This window comes from Parapusillimonas granuli (genome assembly GCF_013416525.1).
In the GTDB taxonomy this organism is placed as follows: domain Bacteria; phylum Pseudomonadota; class Gammaproteobacteria; order Burkholderiales; family Burkholderiaceae_B; genus Parapusillimonas; species Parapusillimonas granuli.
Genome location: NZ_JACCEM010000002.1, coordinates 25,625 through 43,844, shown reverse-complemented (window position 1 = coordinate 43,844; position 18,220 = coordinate 25,625). Strand labels below are relative to the sequence as shown.

18 protein-coding genes are annotated in these 18,220 nt (G+C 65.9%); 12 read left to right on the top strand and 6 right to left on the bottom strand.

What is annotated here, in order from left to right; all coding sequences use genetic code 11:
- Positions 1–27: 27 nt before the first annotated feature.
- Genes H0A72_RS02965 through H0A72_RS02950 form a run of 4 tightly spaced genes read right to left on the bottom strand, consistent with a single transcriptional unit; the run spans position 28 to position 2,700 of the window.
- A complete protein-coding gene (locus H0A72_RS02965) occupies positions 28–222 on the bottom strand; it encodes a ribbon-helix-helix protein, CopG family (RefSeq protein WP_180153585.1) in 195 nt (64 codons plus the stop codon).
- A gap of 59 nt (positions 223–281) precedes the next feature.
- Positions 282–1,004 carry a lipoyl protein ligase domain-containing protein gene (locus tag H0A72_RS02960; RefSeq protein ID WP_180153584.1) on the bottom strand — a complete coding sequence of 241 codons (723 nt, stop codon included), beginning with the start codon at positions 1,002–1,004 and terminating at the stop codon, positions 282–284.
- Between the two features lie 5 nt (positions 1,005–1,009).
- Positions 1,010–1,477, bottom strand: coding sequence for a TM2 domain-containing protein (locus H0A72_RS02955; protein ID WP_180153583.1), 468 nt, complete (start codon positions 1,475–1,477; stop codon positions 1,010–1,012).
- Positions 1,478–1,536: 59 nt separating this feature from the next.
- Entirely contained in the window at positions 1,537–2,700 is a 1,164-nt protein-coding gene (locus H0A72_RS02950; protein WP_180153582.1) for a methyltransferase, read from the bottom strand.
- Between the two features lie 176 nt (positions 2,701–2,876).
- Between H0A72_RS02950 and H0A72_RS02945 the strand changes: the two genes are divergently transcribed.
- Together H0A72_RS02945 and H0A72_RS02940 are read left to right on the top strand one after the other, a co-directional pair.
- Positions 2,877–3,206, top strand: coding sequence for a helix-turn-helix transcriptional regulator (locus tag H0A72_RS02945; protein WP_180153581.1), 330 nt, complete (start codon positions 2,877–2,879; stop codon positions 3,204–3,206).
- Positions 3,203–4,507: a type II toxin-antitoxin system HipA family toxin gene (locus tag H0A72_RS02940; protein WP_180153580.1), complete on the top strand. Its 1,305-nt coding sequence runs from the start codon at positions 3,203–3,205 to the stop codon at positions 4,505–4,507. The genes H0A72_RS02945 and H0A72_RS02940 overlap by 4 nt, the downstream gene beginning before the upstream one ends.
- A gap of 21 nt (positions 4,508–4,528) precedes the next feature.
- On the opposite strand, the gene glpK is transcribed toward H0A72_RS02940, so the two are convergent.
- On the bottom strand, positions 4,529–6,022 hold the full coding sequence (gene glpK / locus H0A72_RS02935; RefSeq protein WP_180153579.1) for a glycerol kinase GlpK: 1,494 nt from the start codon (positions 6,020–6,022) through the stop codon (positions 4,529–4,531).
- 149 nt (positions 6,023–6,171) lie between these two features.
- Here glpK and H0A72_RS02930 point away from each other — a divergent pair, with 149 nt between their 5' ends.
- Positions 6,172–7,764 (top strand): glycerol-3-phosphate dehydrogenase/oxidase, encoded by a 1,593-nt coding sequence (locus tag H0A72_RS02930; RefSeq protein WP_180153578.1) that lies wholly within the window; start codon positions 6,172–6,174, stop codon positions 7,762–7,764.
- Positions 7,765–7,773: 9 nt separating this feature from the next.
- On the opposite strand, the gene H0A72_RS02925 is transcribed toward H0A72_RS02930, so the two are convergent.
- Positions 7,774–8,307, bottom strand: a complete 534-nt coding sequence (locus H0A72_RS02925; protein WP_246436760.1) for a C40 family peptidase — start codon at positions 8,305–8,307, stop codon at positions 7,774–7,776.
- Positions 8,308–8,658: 351 nt separating this feature from the next.
- Here H0A72_RS02925 and flhD point away from each other — a divergent pair, with 351 nt between their 5' ends.
- From flhD to H0A72_RS02880, 9 genes are all read left to right on the top strand, one after another.
- Positions 8,659–8,982: a flagellar transcriptional regulator FlhD gene (gene flhD / locus H0A72_RS02920; protein WP_180153577.1), complete on the top strand. Its 324-nt coding sequence runs from the start codon at positions 8,659–8,661 to the stop codon at positions 8,980–8,982.
- Positions 8,983–9,003: 21 nt separating this feature from the next.
- The gene (flhC, locus tag H0A72_RS02915) at positions 9,004–9,648 is read left to right on the top strand and encodes a flagellar transcriptional regulator FlhC (RefSeq protein WP_180153576.1); all 645 of its coding nucleotides are present in this window, start codon (positions 9,004–9,006) and stop codon (positions 9,646–9,648) included.
- Positions 9,649–9,816: 168 nt separating this feature from the next.
- Positions 9,817–10,689, top strand: a complete 873-nt coding sequence (gene motA, locus H0A72_RS02910) for a flagellar motor stator protein MotA (protein ID WP_180153575.1) — start codon at positions 9,817–9,819, stop codon at positions 10,687–10,689.
- Positions 10,690–10,698: 9 nt separating this feature from the next.
- On the top strand, positions 10,699–11,637 hold the full coding sequence (motB, locus tag H0A72_RS02905; protein WP_180153574.1) for a flagellar motor protein MotB: 939 nt from the start codon (positions 10,699–10,701) through the stop codon (positions 11,635–11,637).
- A 121-nt stretch (positions 11,638–11,758) separates the two neighbouring features.
- Positions 11,759–13,915, top strand: a complete 2,157-nt coding sequence (cheA, locus tag H0A72_RS02900) for a chemotaxis protein CheA (RefSeq protein WP_180153573.1) — start codon at positions 11,759–11,761, stop codon at positions 13,913–13,915.
- 27 nt (positions 13,916–13,942) lie between these two features.
- Positions 13,943–14,443, top strand: a complete 501-nt coding sequence (locus H0A72_RS02895) for a chemotaxis protein CheW (protein WP_180153572.1) — start codon at positions 13,943–13,945, stop codon at positions 14,441–14,443.
- Between the two features lie 59 nt (positions 14,444–14,502).
- Entirely contained in the window at positions 14,503–16,248 is a 1,746-nt protein-coding gene (locus H0A72_RS02890; protein ID WP_180153571.1) for a methyl-accepting chemotaxis protein, read from the top strand.
- Positions 16,249–16,281: 33 nt separating this feature from the next.
- A complete protein-coding gene (locus H0A72_RS02885) occupies positions 16,282–17,091 on the top strand; it encodes a CheR family methyltransferase (RefSeq protein ID WP_246436759.1) in 810 nt (269 codons plus the stop codon).
- 45 nt (positions 17,092–17,136) lie between these two features.
- Complete coding sequence (locus tag H0A72_RS02880; protein ID WP_180153569.1) at positions 17,137–18,189, top strand: protein-glutamate methylesterase/protein-glutamine glutaminase; 1,053 nt, start codon at positions 17,137–17,139, stop codon at positions 18,187–18,189.
- Positions 18,190–18,220 lie beyond the last annotated feature (31 nt).

The window sequence follows — 18,220 nt, the reverse complement described above, 5'->3', positions numbered from 1 at the left end:
CCGCCCGCCTTTTAGCGTTGACGGGCCCTAGCCCGCCCGGTTTTTCACCTTGGGGTTGGTGGTGGGCTTGCCGTAGCTGACGCCATGGTCCGCCAGGTAGTCGCGGATCAGCTGCCGCACGACTTGGGAAGGCGTGATGTCCTGGCTGGCGCAAAGCTTTTCAAAGGCTTTCTTCTTGGCCGGGTCGATGAGCACGGTAAGGCGTGCGGTCTTGCGTTCCATGTCTTGTCAGCATCGTGATGTTAACGAGATTGTAATGCAATTGGACGGTCGCGGCGGCTTCATTCCATGCGGCAGCCGGCGGCCAGGCGCGCCAATGCCGCCTTCAGCCCCCGCACCAGCGCGGCGCCGTCGCCCTCCCGGCACAGCGTGTGCGCCGATACGGTTCTTTCCGCCAGATAGCGCCGGCTGGTGCCCAGGGCCTCTTCGAAGGCGTTGGCCATGGCGCCGGCGACGGCCACGTCGGTGTGCACCAGGATCAGCGCGTGCACCAGCCCGACTTCCTGGAAGCCGCCGCCGGGCAGGGGCCGGCGCCTCCATAGCTGGGCGGTTCCGGCGATCTTTCTCGCCTGCGGGCCGCTGCCGACGGCCAGGTTGTACCGCCCGTCGCAAAAAGAGCCTTCCACCGCCTGCGCGTGCGCGGCGATGCCGAACTCTTCCAGGGCCTGGCCGATGAGGCGGCATATGAGCGCATAGGCCGGCGTGGAGTGATCCAGCGGCTTGCCCGATACGCCCCGGGCCAGGCTGAAGTTCACGATGCCCGGGCCTTGCGGCACGATGCCGCCGCCCGACTGGCGGACCGAGACGGGCCAGCCCGCTTGCGCGAAGCGCTCGCATGCGGCGGCGAAGCCCTCGTGACGCGCATAGCCGCGGGGCACCACCAGGCCTTGTCCGGCCTCCCAGATGCAGGCGGCGGGCCGGCCCGCCGCGGCGAGCTCGATCAGGGTTTCGTCGAACTGCGGGCTCAGGCCCTGCGCGGAGCCGGGCTCCACGACGGCGAACATGCGATTCAGATCCGGGCCGGCGTGAAGTCGTCGTCGCTCATGAAAACGTAGCGGACGGCGTCGATCAGCGCCAGCACGATGACCAGCGGCGTGAAGACATAGAAGATGATCAAGTAGACCACCCCCAGGCCGATCTGGCCCAGGTAGAAGCGGTGCGCGCCGAGCCAGCCCAGGAAGACGGCCAGGACGATGGCGATCTTGCGCTGCGTGTTCGGTTTCTTCAGTTCATCGCTCTTGCTTTTGATGATCCACAGGCTGATCGGTATGGTCAGCAGCAGGGCCAGCAGGACTTTGGCGGCATGCGCGCGCACGTAATCGTGGACGGCGTGGTAGATGTCCGAGAAATTGTGGATGACCAGGCCGGTAAGATGGGAGATCCAGGCGAATGCTTCGGTGAGCAGGGCCTCGCCGAAGGTGAGGGCGACCAGGATGACGATGAAGACGGCGATGGCGAGGATGATTTTCTGCAGCATGATCGGCTTGTGCCCCATACGCGTAAAGCCCTAGTTTAAAGGCAATGGCCGCGTGATGGTCATTGCGGTGCGTCCGGCAGGCCCAGGCGCCATAAACGGGTGATCTCGCCCGACCGGGCGTCGTGCAGGGGGTCGCCGGCATCCCGGGCCTTGGGGTGCAGCGGCCGCGTCTCCAGCTTGCCCAGCACGCGCAGGCCGGCTTGCGCAATGGCGTCGGGCAGGAAGGTCTCGGCGCGCAGCCCCAGGCGCTCGGCCAGGTCCGACAGGATCAGCCAGGCTTCGCCGCCGGGCTCCAGGTGGCGGGGCAGGCCTTGCAGAAAGCCCAGCAGCATGCGGTTGCCCGGGTCGTATATAGCGTGCTCGATGGGCGTCGTGGGCTTTGCGGGGATCCAGGGCGGGTTGCAGACGATCAGCGGGCTGCGGCCTTCCGGAAACAGATCGGCGTGCTGCAGCGCCACCGCCTGGCTGAAGCCAAGGCGCCGCATGTTGTCCCGCGCGCACGCGAGCGCGCGCTCGGAGACGTCGGTTGCGATGATTTTCCGCACGCCGCGCTGCGCCAGGACGGCGGCGATCACGCCGCTGCCGGTGCCGATGTCGAAGGCCAGGCGATCCGAGGGCAGGGGAGCTTCCCAGAGCAGCGCCAGGTATTCCCCGCGCACGGGCGAGTACACGCCATGAGGAACGTGTATGTTGTGCGCCAGGCCCGGCACCTTCACTCCCTTCTTGAACCATTCGTAGGCGCCGATGTAGCCCTGCAAGGCGCGCAGCGGCAGCAGAAAGGGTTGGGGAACCTCGCCCAGGGCGGCCCGGCAGGCCTCGGCGACGTCGGGCGCGCGGTTCAGGTCCAGTTTCATGCCGGGTCCGATCTCGACCAGCAAGCGGTTGAGGGTGTCGCTGCGCTGGGCCTGTTTCATGCGGTGGCGGTGGAAGCGCTCCGCGGCTCCATCCGCGCCCGCCGGCGCAGCGGCGCCTTTGCCGCTTTTGCGGTCCATGCGCCGGGCGAGAGCCGGCAGCATCTGCCTGGCTTGATGGAAATCGCCCCGCCACAGGATGGCGGTGCCCTGGCTGGCCAGGCGGTATGCGGCGTCGGCGCCGAGCGTGTCGTCGCAGACGGCGATGCGCCCGGGCGGCTTGCCCAGCGGCGCGGGCCAGTATGCGCGGCGGGGCAGGCCCGCTTCGGTCCAGTCGACCGTGAGCGCGTGGGAAAGGGTAGGATCAGTCATGGCATGCCCGGCGTAGGATAGCCGCATTGTAAGGCAGCCGCCAGGGCGCTGGCGGGCGCTGATGATCATTTAAACGATCATTTTGGCGAAAAAGATCACTAAACTATGCTTTATATGGACTTCAAGCACCATTTAAGCTAACATTAATACTCATTTTTGAATAAAAGAGTATTTAAATGAGCAATATCCACCGCGAACTGGAGGCGGCACGAAAACACGCCGCGCTCACGCAGGAAGAACTCGCCGCGCAGGCGGGCTTGAGCCGCATGACCATACAGCGGCTGGAAAGCGGCAAGCTCGACCCCAGGTTTTCCACCCTTCAGGAAATCGCGCGCGTGCTGGGGCTGGACATCATGCTGGTGCCGGCCTCCCTGCGCAAGGAACTGGAAGCTTTCGTGCGCTCGGGCGGGCGCCTGCTGGGCCAGGCGCCGGGGGCCGACGCCCCTCCGTCCGTCGTCGACCTGCTCACCGGCGCGCACGGCCGGCGTTCCGGAAACGAGCCATGAGCACTTTCATCAAATACCTGCGCATGTATCTGCACCTGCCCAGCCGGGAAAGGCGGGCCATCGGCTATTTGTCGCAATACGGCGACATCCTGCGCGCTTCCTTCGACGCCGATTACATCAACGACCCGCAGCGGCCCCTGCTGTCCCTGGCGTTCCGCGCGGCCGACGAAGCCGGCACCCGCGAAATCCTGTCTTCCCCGCGCGATGCGCGCCTGGTCCGGAACGACGGCCGCTGGCCGGTGTATTTCCAGAACCTGCTGCCCGAGGGCCACAACCGCGAACGCTTGGCGCAGGAGCGCCACTGCAGTCCGGACGACGAATTCGAGCTGTTGGCGGCGGCCGGCCACGACCTGATGGGCGCGCTCGAGGTCGAGCCCGTGCCCGCGTCCGAAGGCGTGCCCGACGTCGTGCGCCGTTGGCACACCGCCCTGGGGCTGGACGTCCTGGAGCCCGGTTTCGTGGAATCGCCGGTCGAGGACGCGGCTTCCTTGCCCGGCGCCGTGCGGAAGTTCTCGGCCGTGCGCGAAGGCAGGCGCTACGTGGTGCGCCGCAAGGGCGCGGCGGGTTCGTTCATCCTGAAGCTGCCCACCAGCCGCCACCCCGACCTCGTGCAGAATGAATACGTCTGCTATCAGCTGTGCGGCGCGCTGGGCCTGACCGGCGCCCGGGCTGAAATCATTTCGCGCAGCGATGCCGACCTCCCGCCCGATCTGCCTTTCGAGCACATGCTGGCGGTCCAGCGTTTCGACCGCGGCCCCGGAGGCCTGCGCGTGCACATGGAAGAGTTCGCCCAGGTGCTGCAATACGAGCCGCGCCACAAGTACGGACGGGGCATCGTCCATGACTACGGCGCCATGCTGCGCATCCTGGACGCGCTGTCCGGCACGCCGGTGCCGGACCTCCGGGAGTTCATCGGGCGCTTCGTGGCGTTCATCCTCATGGGCAACACGGACGCTCACTTGAAGAACTGGGCCTTGGTCTACCCCGACGGCCGGACGCCCCGGCTGTCGCCGCTGTACGATCCGGTCTGCGTGAGCGCATTGTTCGACAGCGTGGCGCCCGGCGATTATGCGGTCAACCGGGCCATAGATGCGAAACTGCGGGCTTTCGGGTGGGACGACCTGGACGCTCTGTGCCGGTCCGCGGGGTTGTTGCGCCCCGCGCGCTATGTGGCGCTGGCGCGCGATCTCTTGCGGCGCGCCCAGGCGGACTGGCCTCGGCTGCTGAAAGACGCGCCGCCGGCCATGCGGCGTTCCGTGCTGGAGCGGCTGAATGGGGGGGTGGCGCTTGCCGCGGGTTGAGCGGGCCGGCGGGCCCGGCCCTCAATCCGCGCAGGCCTGGCGCACCGCGCGCTCCCATTTTTCCATGAGCTCGCCCGCCATCCCCGCCGGCATGCCGGGCGTGAAGCGGCGTTCTATCCGCCACAGCGCGGACAGCTCCTCCTTGTCCTGATAGACCCCGTGATGCAGCCCCGCCAGATATGCGGCCCCCAGCGCCGTCGTCTCGATCATCGTGGGACGCAGCACCGGAATGCCCAGCAGGTCGGCCTGAAACTGCATCAGCAGGTCGTTCACGCTGGCTCCGCCATCCACCCGGAGCTCGGCCAAGGGCGCCGCCCCCGCCGCCACCGCGTCCCGGCTCATCGCCTGCAGCAGCGCCGCGCTCTGGAACGCAATGCTTTCCAGCGCCGCGCGCGCGATGTGCGCCATCGTGCTGCCCCGCGTAAGGCCCGTGATCGTCCCCCGGACATCCGGCTTCCAATACGGCGCGCCCAGGCCCGTGAAGGCCGGCACCAGCATCACCCCGCCCGAATCCGGCACCGATTGCGCCAGCGCTTCGATCTCGCTGCTCCGGCGGAAGGCGCCGAGCCCGTCGCGCAGCCACTGCACCACCGCGCCGGCGACGAAGACGCTGCCTTCCAGCGCGTATTCCGGCCGGCCGCCGGTCTGTGCCGCGCTGGTCGTGACCAAGCCGTTGCGGGATATCTGGAACTTGTCCCCCGTGTGCATCAGCATGAAGCAGCCGGTTCCGTAAGTATTCTTGGCCATGCCCTCGGTGAAGCAGGCCTGGCCGAACAGCGCGCTCTGCTGGTCCCCCGCCACCCCGCATATCGGCATGGCGCGGCCCAGCCACTCGGCGTCCAGCTCCCCGTAGTGCGCCGACGAAGGCAGCACCTCGGGCATCAGCGCCGGCGGGATGCCCAGCAGCCCCATCAGCGTGTCGTCCCAAGCATTGCGGTGCACGTCGAACAGCATGCTGCGCGACGCGTTGCTGACGTCCGACGCATGGACCCGGCCCTTGGTCAGCCGCCAGATCAGCCAGCTGTCTATCGTCCCGAACGCCAGCTCGCCGCTTTCGGCCGCCCGGCGCGCGCCCGGCACGTTGTCCAGTATCCACCTCAGCTTGGTCCCGGAAAAATAGGCGTCGACGCGCAGGCCCGTCTTTTCGAGTATGAGGGCGTCGTGGCCCTGCTCGCGCAGCGTGGCGCACATGGGCTCCGAGCGCCGGTCCTGCCACACGATGGCACGGCACACGGGCTCGCCGGTCCTGCGATTCCAGACCACGGTGGTCTCGCGCTGGTTCGTGATGCCCACGCAGGCGATGTCCGACGCGTCGAGACCCGCCTTGGCGATCGCTTCGCGCGCCGTCTCCAGCTGCGTGCGCCATATCTCCATGGGGTCGTGCTCGACCCAGCCGGGCTGGGGGTAGTGCTGCGTGAGTTCCTTCTGCGCCAGGGCCGCGATATTGCCTTCCCGATCGAAGACGATGCTGCGTGAGCTGGAGGTTCCCTGGTCGAGCGCGAGTATGTAGGTCATGGGGCACACCTGGAAAAACAGACGTTCGAAGTGTAAGGGCAGTCCGCGGGCGCTACAAGCCGCGGCGGCGCGGGCGGCGGTTTCACAGCCGTTTCCGCCCGGCTGCTTTACACTTAGGGAGCCTCTTCTTTTTTGGAGCCGTCCCGCACATGATCCGTCTCGTTCCACCTTTGGCCACAGAGCGCTCCCGCCTCATCGCGGCGCTGGCGGCATCGGGCCCCGTCGACATGGTCGTCATCGGGGGAGGGGCCACCGGCCTGGGCGTGGCGCTGGACGCCGCCCTGCGCGGCCTGTCCGTGGTGCTGCTGGAATCGCATGATTTCGCCAAGGGGACTTCGTCCCGGGCGACCAAGCTGGTGCATGGCGGGGTCCGCTACCTGGCCCAGGGCAATATGGCGCTGGTGCGCGAAGCGCTGCACGAGCGCACGACCTTGCTGCGCAATGCGCCGCACCTGGCGCGGCCGCTGGCTTTCGTCATGCCGGGCTACAAATGCTGGGAAACCCCTTTCTACGGCGTGGGCCTGAAGCTGTACGATGCGCTGGCCGGCAAGGCGGGCCTGGGCGCCACCGAATTCCTGAGCCAGGCCGAGACCCTCGGCTGCATACCGGGCGTGCGCGCGCAAGGGCTGAAGGGCGGCGTCAAATACTGGGACGGCCAGTTCGACGACGCGCGCCTGGCGCTGGCGCTGGCCCGGACCGCCGCCGCCCAGGGCGCCCTGGTCATCAACTATTGCCCCGTCACCGGGCTGATCCACGACCAGGGGAAAGTGGCCGGCGTCCAGTGCCGCGATGCGGAAACGGGCGAGTCCTACACCGTCAGGGCGCGCTGCGTCGTCAATGCGGCCGGCGTCTGGGTGGACGACATCCGCCACATGGACGGCGCGGCCACCGGCCGCAGCACGCAGGCCATGGTGGCGCCCAGCCAGGGCGTGCATCTGGTGGTGGACAGCGAATTCTTTCCCGGCGAACACGCCTTGCTCGTGCCCCGCACCCGGGACGGCCGGGTGCTGTTCGCCGTGCCCTGGCTCGGCAAAGTCATACTGGGCACCACGGACACCCCGTCCGGAACCCTGGACCGCGAGCCCCGGGCCTTTGCGCAAGAGGTCGATTTCATCCTGGGCGAGGCGGCCAACTATCTGCGGCGCGCGCCCGCGCGCGGGGACGTCCGCAGCATATGGGTGGGGCTGCGCCCCCTGGTGCGCCCGCCCGACAACGAAGGCGCGAGCACCAAGAAGCTCAGCCGCGAACACACCGTGCTTGCCAGCCCCAGCGGGCTGGTGACCGTCACCGGCGGCAAATGGACGACCTACCGCGCCATGGCCGAAGACGTGCTGCAAAAATGCGTGGAAGCGGGCCTGCTCGACCGCCTTCCGCCGTCCGAGACCGCGGGCTTCGCGCTGGTGGGCGGCAGGGGGGCCGCGCCCCGTTCGGCCATGGCGTCCGCGCCCGGGCTCGAAGCCTACGGCGCCGAGGCCGAGTTCGTCCGGTCGCTGCCGGGCGGCGACGCGGTGCTTGCCGACGGGCTCACCGAAGCCATGCTCCGCTTCGCCGCGCGCTACGAATATGCGCGCAAGACCGAAGACATGCTCGCCCGGCGTTCGCGCCTGCTGTTCCTGGATGCCCGCCTGGCCGAAGACCTGGCGCCCCGCGTGGCGGAGGTCCTGCGCGAGGAAACCGGCGTGGATCCGGAGCTGGAGGACTTTCTTGCGCTGGCGCGCCGCTATCGGACCCTGCCCGGCTGACCGGGCGGCTCATGAGCTGAACAGGGTGCGGGCGGAATCGAAGCGCCGCGCGAAATAGGGGTTGTCCAGCGAGTCGATGCGGACGCGCCCGCCGCTGGACGGCGCGTTGACGAACTTTCCTTCGCCTATGTAGATGCCCATGTGCGAATACGGGCGGTTCAGCGTATTGAAGAAGACGAAGTCGCCGCCCCTCAGCTGGCGCCTGGATATCTTGCGGCTCAGCTGCGCGATCTGCTCGGTGTTGTGCGGCAGGCGCTGCCGGGCGGAATGGTTGAACACATAGGCCACCAGCCCGCTGCAGTCGAAGCCCGACTGCGGGTGGGAGCCGCCGTAGCGGTATTTCGATTCGAGCAGGCTGAGGGCGGTCAGGACCACGTCGCCCCGGCGCTCGGGATGGACCGAGATGCTCCCGTGACCCTCGGCGCCGGCCACAGTGCCCCGGCGGCCCCCGCCGGGACCGGCGCATGCCGCAAGCATCGCGGCGAGCCCTGCCACCAGGAATGCGCGGCGCGGCTCCGGGTACTGGGTAACAATCTGCGTCATGGCTACATTATGGCGGGTTTTGCCGTACGTTCAATACCATTACGTTATGGATGAGTGTTGTTTATTCGCTCGAAAGTGTAAAGTTATGTAAGAAAACTCGGGGTTTAATGTAACCCTGCTTCCGCGCAATGTAATGAACTATGAATGTTTGATACTATCCTATTAGATTCCATGCGTTATTTGCATAGACGATAGAGGCAAAAAAGCGCACGCGGCAAAGGCTTTCTGCCGGCTATCAAAAGAGTAGTCATTTTTGCTCACTACAATTGGTTTTGCGTACTTAACTAACTGATTTGTCGTTACATATTTTTTCAATCCTGTAACGCGAGTTCGATTTCTAAGGAGGGGCAGATGCCCGTCATGGATAACTCAGCATTGAGTGATATTCAAGAGGTCAATTTGTCATACTTGATGCTGGCACAGCGCTTGTTGCGGGAAAACTACGCAGCGGGCATGTTCCGTCTCGGCCTGGACGCGGACGTCGCGGAAACCGTCATGCGGCTGTCGCCCGCGCAACTGGTCAAGCTGGCGTCGTCCGGTTCCCTGATCTGCAAATTCCGGCTCAATGACTACGACCTCCTGACCTCCCTCACGCAAGACGTCCTGGGCGGTGTCCTGCAGCAGGCGCATTCCACCATTCTGATGGCCCAGCAACCTGTTCAGCAAGACGGTTGACTCGGCGCGGGTATACACAAGATGGCAACAAAAAGCGTGGCGAAAGAAGCGGAAGAGATTCTGCTGGCCACCGAAATGATACGCCTTGGAGCCCGCTTGCAGGTGCTGCAAGCGGAAACCAATCTCAGCTACGACCGGCTGGCCCGTCTGTACCGGGAAATCAAAGGCTGCTCGCCCCCCAAGGGCATGCTGCCTTTTTCGGTGGACTGGTTCATGACCTGGCTCCCCAACATCCATTCCAGCCTTTTCTACAGCGTGTACAAATACATGGACACCTACACGCCGGCCAAAAAGGCCCATGCGCTGGTCGAGGCCTACCGCATGTACCTCGAGCAGGCGTCCGCCGGCCGCCCCGACGGCGCCGACGACGAGCCCGTGCTCAGCTTCACGCGCGCCTGGATGCTGGTCCGTTTCTTCGACAGCAACATGCTGCAGCTGTCCACCTGCACGCGTTGCAAGGGCGGCTTCGTCGCCCATGCCCATGACCCGCAGGGCGACTTCGTGTGCGCCATCTGCAGGCCGCCCCCGCGCGCCGGCAAGACCCGGGCGCGCAAGTCGTCGCCGGACGACGACGCCGCGATCATCCCGCAGGCCGCAAGCAAGGCGGTCGGGCCGCGAGCGGCCGGGCAGCGGGCGGCACGGCCGTCCGGCACGCTGTCGGGCTGATGCGCCGCGGCAGCCGGCGCCACCACGAAACGAACGCCGCCCCGGCATCCCGGGGCGGCGTTCGTTCGCCCAGAGCGGGGATTTAGGCTCAAAAAGCCCCTTTGAATGGCGCTTTTGCGCGCGTGAAAAAAGGGATCATATAGCCATGTGTTTAACGAAGGCCCATCCGTGTTTATTCTCGTCGGTTTCGTAATCGTATTTGTCTCGGTGTTCGGGAGCTTCGTTGCTTTGGGCGGACACCTGGGGGCCTTGTACCAGCCCTTCGAATTCGTACTGATCGGCGGCGCGGCCCTGGGTGCCTACGTAGCGGCCAGCAGCGGCAAATCGATCAAGCTGCTGGGGGAGGCCTTGCCCGCCATCATGCGCAAGAGTCCGTACAGCAAGGAACTGTACATGGAGCTCATGGCGCTGCTCTACGTGCTGCTCAACAAGGCCAGGCGCGACGGCCTGATGTCCATCGAAACCGACATCGAAGAACCGGAGTCGAGCGCCATTTTCGTGGAGTATCCGCTCATTCTGCGCGACAAGAAGCTCATGGAGTTCCTCACGGACTACCTGCGCCTGATGGTCAGCGGCAACATGAGCCCCTACGAAATCGAAACCCTGATGGACCAGGAGATCGACACCCATCTGCACGAGCTCAACGACCCCTGCCACGCCTTGCGCGCCGTGTCCGACGGCCTGCCGGCCTTCGGGATCGTGGCGGCGGTGCTGGGCGTGATCAAGGCGCTGGCCTCCGTGGACCAGCCTCCCGCCATTCTGGCCGACCTGATCTCCAAGGCCATGGTGGGCACCTTCCTGGGCATCTTGATGGCTTATGGCTTCGTCTCGCCCCTGGCGTCCGTGATCGAGCGCCGCGCGGTGGCCTCGGCCAAGGTGCTGGAATGCATCAAGGTGACGCTGCTGGCCAGCATGAACGGCTACCCGCCCCAGCTGGCCGTCGAGTTCGGCCGCAAAGTGCTGTATTCGTACGTGCGTCCGTCGTTCATGGAGCTCGAGGAACACGTTCGCCAGGCCCGGAACCCAGGCAAGAAAGCATAGGAACCGTCCATGAAGAAGACGGAACCGCGCATCGTCATGCGCCGCAAGCGCAAAGAAATCGAGCCCCACCATGGCGGCAGCTGGAAAATCGCGTATGCCGACTTCATGACCGCCATGATGGCGTTCTTCCTGGTGATGTGGCTGCTGTCGCTGGTCACGCCGCGCGACCTGCAAGTCATCGCCGAATACTTCCGCATGCCGCTCATGACCGCCGTCACGGGCGGCATGAAGGACGACCGCAGCGCCAGCGTCATTCCCTCGGGTTCGCCCAGCATCATTCCCAATCCCATGCCGGTTCCCTCGCGCGGCGACACGCACACCGAGGGCGACATCCGCGACGTCCAGCGGCTCGAGCGCCTGCGCGAGGAGCTGGACACCATGATAGAGACCGACCCGGTGCTGCAGCAGTTCAAGCCGCAGCTGTTGCTGGACATGACCCCGGACGGCCTGCGCGTGCAGATCGTGGACAAGCAGAACCGGCCCATGTTCGCGACCGGCAGCGCACAGGTCCAGCCCTATATGCGCGACATCCTGCGGCATCTCGGGCCGGCCTTCAATCAGTTGCCGAACAGCATCACGATCGCGGGGCATACCGATTCGGCCCCGTACGCCTCGGGGGAGCGCCATTACAGCAACTGGGAGCTGTCCGCGGACCGGGCCAACGCGGCGCGGCGCGAGCTGATCGCCGGCGGCCTGTCCGAAAAACGGATCAAGCGGATACTGGGCCTGGCCGACAGCGTCAGCCTCGTTAAAGATAACCCCGCCGCCGCCGTTAACAGACGTATCAGCATAGTGGTGCTGAATCGCCGTGCCGAGCGGCGTATCGACGAAGTCAACGCGTCCGAGGGCTCGGGCGCCGATATCATGGAGCTTCTGGAGCCGGCCCACGCGCCGATATTGAACGTGCCCGGCATGCCGATCGCGCCCGTGCCTCCCATCGGGCCCTGAACAATGGATCCGGGGTTAGAATGCCCCGGGGTAACGTGATGTAAATGATTATTGCCATTCGGTGGCAACCTGGGCGGGGACACAGCAAAATGACAGAGCTTTACAGTGGAAGGAAGCAAACATGAGCGCCGGCGTCGATCTGAGCCAGTTTTTCGAAACCTTTTTTGATGAAGCCGACGAGCTGCTGGCCGACATGGAGCAGCAGCTGCTCGGCCTGGACCTCGACAATCCCGAACCCGATCAGCTCAATGCCATTTTCCGGGCGGCGCATTCCATCAAGGGCGGCGCCGGCACCTTCGGTTGTTTCGGGCAACTGGCCGACACGACCCACCTACTTGAAAACCTCCTGGACGGCATACGCCGCGGGGAAATGGCGCTGCGTAAGGACATGATCGATCTCTTCTTGGAAACCAAAGATGTGTTGACGGCGCAAGTGGCGGCCTACCGCAATTCAGAAGAACCGGACGCCGAAGCCTACGAGCGCATCTGCGCCCAGTTGCGCCAGCTGGCGCTCGAACAGAAGGGCGAAGCCGCCGCCGCGCCTGTCGCCTCCGCGTCGCACACGGCCGCGGCGCCGGCGCCGTCCGCCGTGGCGGCTTCCGCCCCGGCGCCCGCCGCGCAGCAGGTCCCCGAGCCCGCGCCGCAGCCCGCCGCCGCGCCCGCGGACACCGCCGGGCTGCCGCTGTGCGTGCGGCTCAACAAGCTCAACGAAAAAGACGCCGAGGCGCTCGCGGCCGAAATGGCCTTGCTGGGCGACGTCCTGCACCAGGAAAAAGGGGAGGGCACGCTCGCGGTCTGGCTGAACACCACGGCGTCCATCGCCGACCTCGAAGCAGTCTGCTGCTTCATCGTCAACAGCGACCAGGTCCAGGTGCGCCCCGAGGCCGTGCCGGCCACCGCCGCGGCGCAGGCCGGCGCCGAAGCCGGCGCCACGCCGCCCGCGGCCGCCGCGCCGCAGGCAGCCGCCCAGGCTGCGTCCCAGCCGGCACCCCAAACCCCTCAACCGGCGCCCGCCGCGCCGCCGTCCCCCGAGGCCGACAACAAAACCGGCCCCAAGGCCGAGGGCAAGGCGCCCGCCAAGCCCGGCGCCTCGTCCGGCGGAAGCAACAGCAGCACCATCCGCGTGGGGGTCGAGAAAGTCGACCAGATCATCAACCTGGTCGGCGAACTGGTCATCACCCAGGCCATGCTGGTCCAGACCGCGTCCACGCTCGATCCCGTGCTGCACGACCGCCTGCTCAACGGCATCGAGCAGCTCGAACGCAATGCGCGCGACCTGCAGGAAGCCGTGATGTCGATCCGGATGATGCCCATGGACTACGTCTTCAGCCGCTTCCCCCGCGTGGTCCGGGAAAGCGCCGCGAAGATGAACAAGCAGATCAGGCTCACCACCTACGGCCAGGCGACCGAACTGGACAAGAGCCTGATCGAGCGCATCATCGACCCCTTGACCCACCTCGTGCGCAACAGCATAGACCACGGCATCGAAGCGCCCGACGTGCGCATCGCCGCCGGCAAGAGCGCCGAAGGCAACCTCACGCTGTCCGCCCAGCACCATGGCGGCCAGATCGTCATCGAAGTGTCCGACGACGGCGCCGGCCTGAACCGCGAGCGCATCCTCAAGAAGGCCATGAGCCAGGGCCTGCCCGTCAGTGAAAGCACGCCCGACGAAGAGCTCTGGCAGTACATCTTCGCCCCCGGCTTTTCCACCGCCGAGAAAGTCACCGACATCTCCGGGCGCGGGGTGGGCATGGACGTCGTGCGCAGGAACATCCAGGGCATGGGCGGCCACATCCAGCTGTCGTCCCGGGCCGGCCAGGGCACGACCACCCGCATCATCCTGCCCCTGACGCTGGCCATCCTGGACGGCATGTCGGTGCGCGTGGGCGAGGAAACCTTCATCCTGCCGCTCAGCCACGTCACGGAATCCATGCAGCCCGCGCCGGAACAGGTGCGCCACATCTCGGAAACCGAAAGCGTGCTGCACGTGCGCGGCGAATACCTGCCCATCGTGGCCCTGCACAACATCTTCGACGTGCAGGGCGCCGAAACCGAGATCACCAAGGCGATCGCGGTGATCCTCCAGGCGGAGGACGTCCGCTTCGCGCTGCTGGTCGACCACCTGATCGGGCAGCACCAGGTGGTGGTGAAGAATCTTGAATCAAACTACAGGAAAATTCCAGGCGTTTCCGCCGCGACCATCCTGGGCGACGGCAGCGTCGCGCTGATCGTCGACGTTTTCGCCCTGAGGCGCGTCACGCGCGACAAGTCGGTATAACGCCATTTGAAAGTTTCGGAGAACGCCATGACTACACAATTCGAATACAACGCCAACCAGGTCGACACCGCGGGGCAGGAATACCTGGTGTTCACGCTCGCGGCCCAGGAATACGGCATCGACATCCTCAAGGTCCAGGAAATCCGCGGCTACGACAGCCAGAGCGTCACCCGCATCGCGAACGTGCCCTCGTTCGTCAAGGGGGTGACCAATCTGCGCGGCATCATCGTGCCCATCGTCGACATGCGGATCAAATTCAACCTCGAGAACGTGGAATACAACCACCAGACCGTGGTGGTGATCCTCAACCTCAAGTCCCGGGTGGTCGGCGTGGTGGTCGACGGCGTGTCCGACGTCCTGATGCTCCAGCCGTCCCAGATCAGCGCGGCGCCGCAGTTCGGCACGGCCTTCTCCACCGAATACCTCACCGGCATCGGCACGCTGGGCGAGCGCATGCTGATCCTGGTCGACATCGAAAAACTGATGACCAGCGACGAAATGGCGCTGGTCGAAAGCGCGGTGGTCTAAAGGCGGGCCGGCGCCCAAGCGCCGGCATGGATGAATCAACCTGAGGGGCGATGGCTGCCATGGGCAAGAGTTCTTTACTGGCCGATCTCAAGATACGCACCAGCTTGATCCTGGTGCTCGTCTTTTTTCTGGCGATGCTGGTGGCGGGCGCGGCGCTGGGCCTGCTGTCGCTCCGGCAGAACAACCAGGCATTGAACACCATCGTCTCCAACCAGCGACTGGGCGTGGGCCTGATGACCGCGCTGGACGGCTACAAGAGCATCCAGGCCACGCTCGGGCGGGCGGTGGCCACGCACGTCGTGTACGACGACCCGAACGTCGCCGCCATCGCGCAGGCCTGGGGCGGCGAACAGTCCAAGGAGGCGGCCGGCGTCGGCGAAGAAACCCGCGCGCTCATCATCGAGGCCCGCAGCCAGTACGACCGCTCGCTCACCGGCCTCAACGAATTCCAGGCCCTGGTGAAGGCGACGCCCGAAGGCGCGGAGCGCTACGAGCCCGTGCTGCGCGCCTACAAGGCCCTCATGCAGCAGGGCGTGCTGCCGCTCTTCGGCCTGCTGTCCGAGCGCCGCATCCGCGAATATCACGCCTTCCTGGGCAACACCACGCAAGCCCTGGAAAAAAGCCTGTATTCCTCGCTCAACGTCTTGCGCACCCACCAGCAGGAGGTCATCGACCAGACCTACCAGCGCGAAGGCGCGCAGTACGCGCTGGTGATCAAGCTGGTCGCCGCGGCCATGCTGGCCTGCGTCGCCATCGCGCTCCTGACCTACGTCTTCCTGGGCCGCATGGTGCTGCGCCCCCTGCGCCGGGCCGGCGCCTATTTCGACCGCATCGCCGGGGGCGATCTCACCCAAAGAATCGAGGTCGATTCGCGCAACGAGATCGGCGTGCTGTTCGATGCCGTGCGCCGCATGCAGGACGGCCTGATCCGCACGGTAAGCGCCGTGCGCGGCGGCGTCGAGGAAATCAACCAGGGCGCGCGCGAAATCTTCGCCGGCAACAGCGACCTCAACAACCGCACGGAACAGCAGGCCGCCGCGCTACGCGAGACCGCCGACAGCATGGAACGGCTTGCCGGCACGGTGCGGCGGAATTCCGACAGCGCGACCGAGGCCGACAAGCTGGCGCAAAGCGCTTCCGGCGTCGCCTTGCGCGGCGGCGCGGCGGTCACCGAAGCGGTCGACACCATGCGCGAGATCTCCGACAGCTCCGGCAAGATGGTCGAGATCGTCGGGGTGATCGACGGGATCGCCTTCCAGACCAACATCCTGGCGCTCAATGCCGCAGTCGAGGCCGCGCGGGCGGGCGAGCAGGGCAAGGGCTTCGCGGTCGTGGCCGGCGAGGTCCGCTCGCTGGCCCAGCGCAGCGCGCAGGCCGCCAAGGAAATCAAATCGCTGATCGAGGAATCGCAGGTCCGGATCCAGGAAGGCGCGCGCCAGGTGGGCGATGCCGGCCGGATCATGGACGAAGTCGTCGGTTCCGTGCAGGGCGTGACCACCATCATGGCGGAAATCAATGCGGCTTCGCACGAACAGTCGGAAGGCATCGGGCAGGTCAACCAGGCGGTCGCCGAGATGGACGGCGCGGTGCGGCGCAACGCCGCGCTGGTCCAGCAGGCGGCGACGGCCGCGGGTTCGCTCCAGGACCAGGCCGCGCGGCTCGCCGACGCGGTATCGGTATTCAAGCTCAATGCCGGCGAAGTCATCGACGTGGCGGCCGTCAGGCTCAGGCAGGACAACCCGCCCGATCCCGGCGCAGGCCACGGCTACAACAACAACAATTTTGGGGCGCTCGCGCGCTCCTGATCTATGTCCATTACAGCAGACTCCATCTTTACCATGCCTGATCTCCCCGAGGTCGGGCATAACGATTTTGAAAGGGCGGCACGCATCCTGCGGGCGCGCACCGGCATCGTGCTGGGCGGGCACAAGCGCGACATGGCCGAACGGACGCTCGCCATGCGGGCCCGCAGGCAGGGCCTGGCCAGCGTCAAGGAATACCTCGACCACCTCGAAAGCGACAGCCAGTCCGAGCACTGGGAAACCTTCATCAATTCGTTCACGATCAACCATACGGCGTTTTTCCGCGAACAGCACCATTTCCCCATCCTGGCCGAATTCGTCAAGACCCGGAAGAAACCCATTTCCGTGTGGTGCTGCGCCAGCTCCACCGGCGAAGAGCCTTATTCCATCGCCATCACGCTGCGCGAGGCCTGCGTGTCCCCGGACAGCGGCGTTTCCATCCTGGCGACCGACATCGACACCCATGCCATCGAACGCGCGCGCGAAGGCGTGTATTCCATGGAACGCGTCAAGCCCGTGCCCGAGGAACACCTGCGCAAGTATTTCCAGCGCGGCGCGGGCAAGCGGGCCGGCATGGTCAGGGTCAAGCCGGAATTGCGCAACATGATCGAGTTCGAGGTGCTGAACCTGCTCTCGCCCAACTGGCCGCCCAGCCAGAGCTTCGACGCGATCTTCTGCCGCAACACCATGATTTACTTCGACAAGGCGACCCAGACCCGCATACTGGAACGTTTTGCCGTCACATTGAAACCTGGCGGCCTGCTATTCGCCGGCCATTCCGAAAACTTCACCTATCTGACCAAAGCCTTCCGCTTGCTGGGCCAGACGGTGTACGTGGCAACCTAGGGGCCGACGGCCCTTCGGGGCCGGCAACTATAGATTCAAGCAACAATGAAAAAAATACGTGTCCTGTGTGTCGATGATTCCGCTCTGGTGCGGGGATTGATGACGGAGATCATCAACAGCCATCCGGATATGGAGGTGGTCGCCGCCGCGCCCGATCCCCTCGTCGCGCGCGAACTCATCAAGCAGCACAACCCCGACGTCCTCACGCTGGACGTCGAGATGCCGCGCATGGACGGGCTGGACTTCCTGGAGCGGCTGATGCGGCTGCGCCCCATGCCCGTGGTCATGGTGTCGTCCCTGACCGAGCGCAATTCCGAAGTCACGCTGCGCGCCCTCGAACTCGGGGCCGTGGATTTCGTCACCAAGCCCAAGCTGGGGCTGCGCGACGGCCTGCTCGAATACAGCGAGCTCATCGCCGACAAGATACGCGCCGCGGCCAATTCGCGCCCGCGCCAGGCCGTCCAGCCGTCCACGGCGCCGGCGCGCCGCCTGGTCCAGCACTTTTCCACGACCGAGAAGCTGGTCATGATAGGCGCGTCCACGGGCGGCACCGAGGCCATCCGCCAGGTGCTCGAGCCCTTGCCCGCCAACAGCCCCGCGATCATGATCACTCAGCACATGCCGGCCGGCTTCACGCGCTCCTTCGTGCAGCGGCTGGACAACCTGTGCGCCATGCAGGTCCACGAAGCCGAGGACGGCCAGCGCGTGCTGCCCGGCCACGTCTACCTGGCGCCGGGCGGCGTGGCCCACATGAAGCTGGCCCGCTCGGGAGCCAACTACGTGGTCAAGCTGGACTACAGCGAACCCGTCAACCGCCACCGGCCGTCGGTCGACGTCCTGTTCCATTCGGCGGCCGAGGTCGCGGGAAAGAACGCCATCGGGGTCATCCTGACGGGCATGGGCAAGGACGGCGCGCAAGGCCTGCTGGCCATGAAGGAAGCGGGCGCCGTCACCTTCGCGCAGGACGAAGCCAGCTGCGTCGTGTTCGGCATGCCGCGCGAGGCATTGCTCATAGGCGCCGCGGATGCGGCGGTGCCTTTGTCGGAAATCAGCGAACGGATTCTGGCGAGTGCCGGGTCTTATGGCCATCGGGTCTGAAGCTTCCCGCGGATCAATGGCCGATTAATTA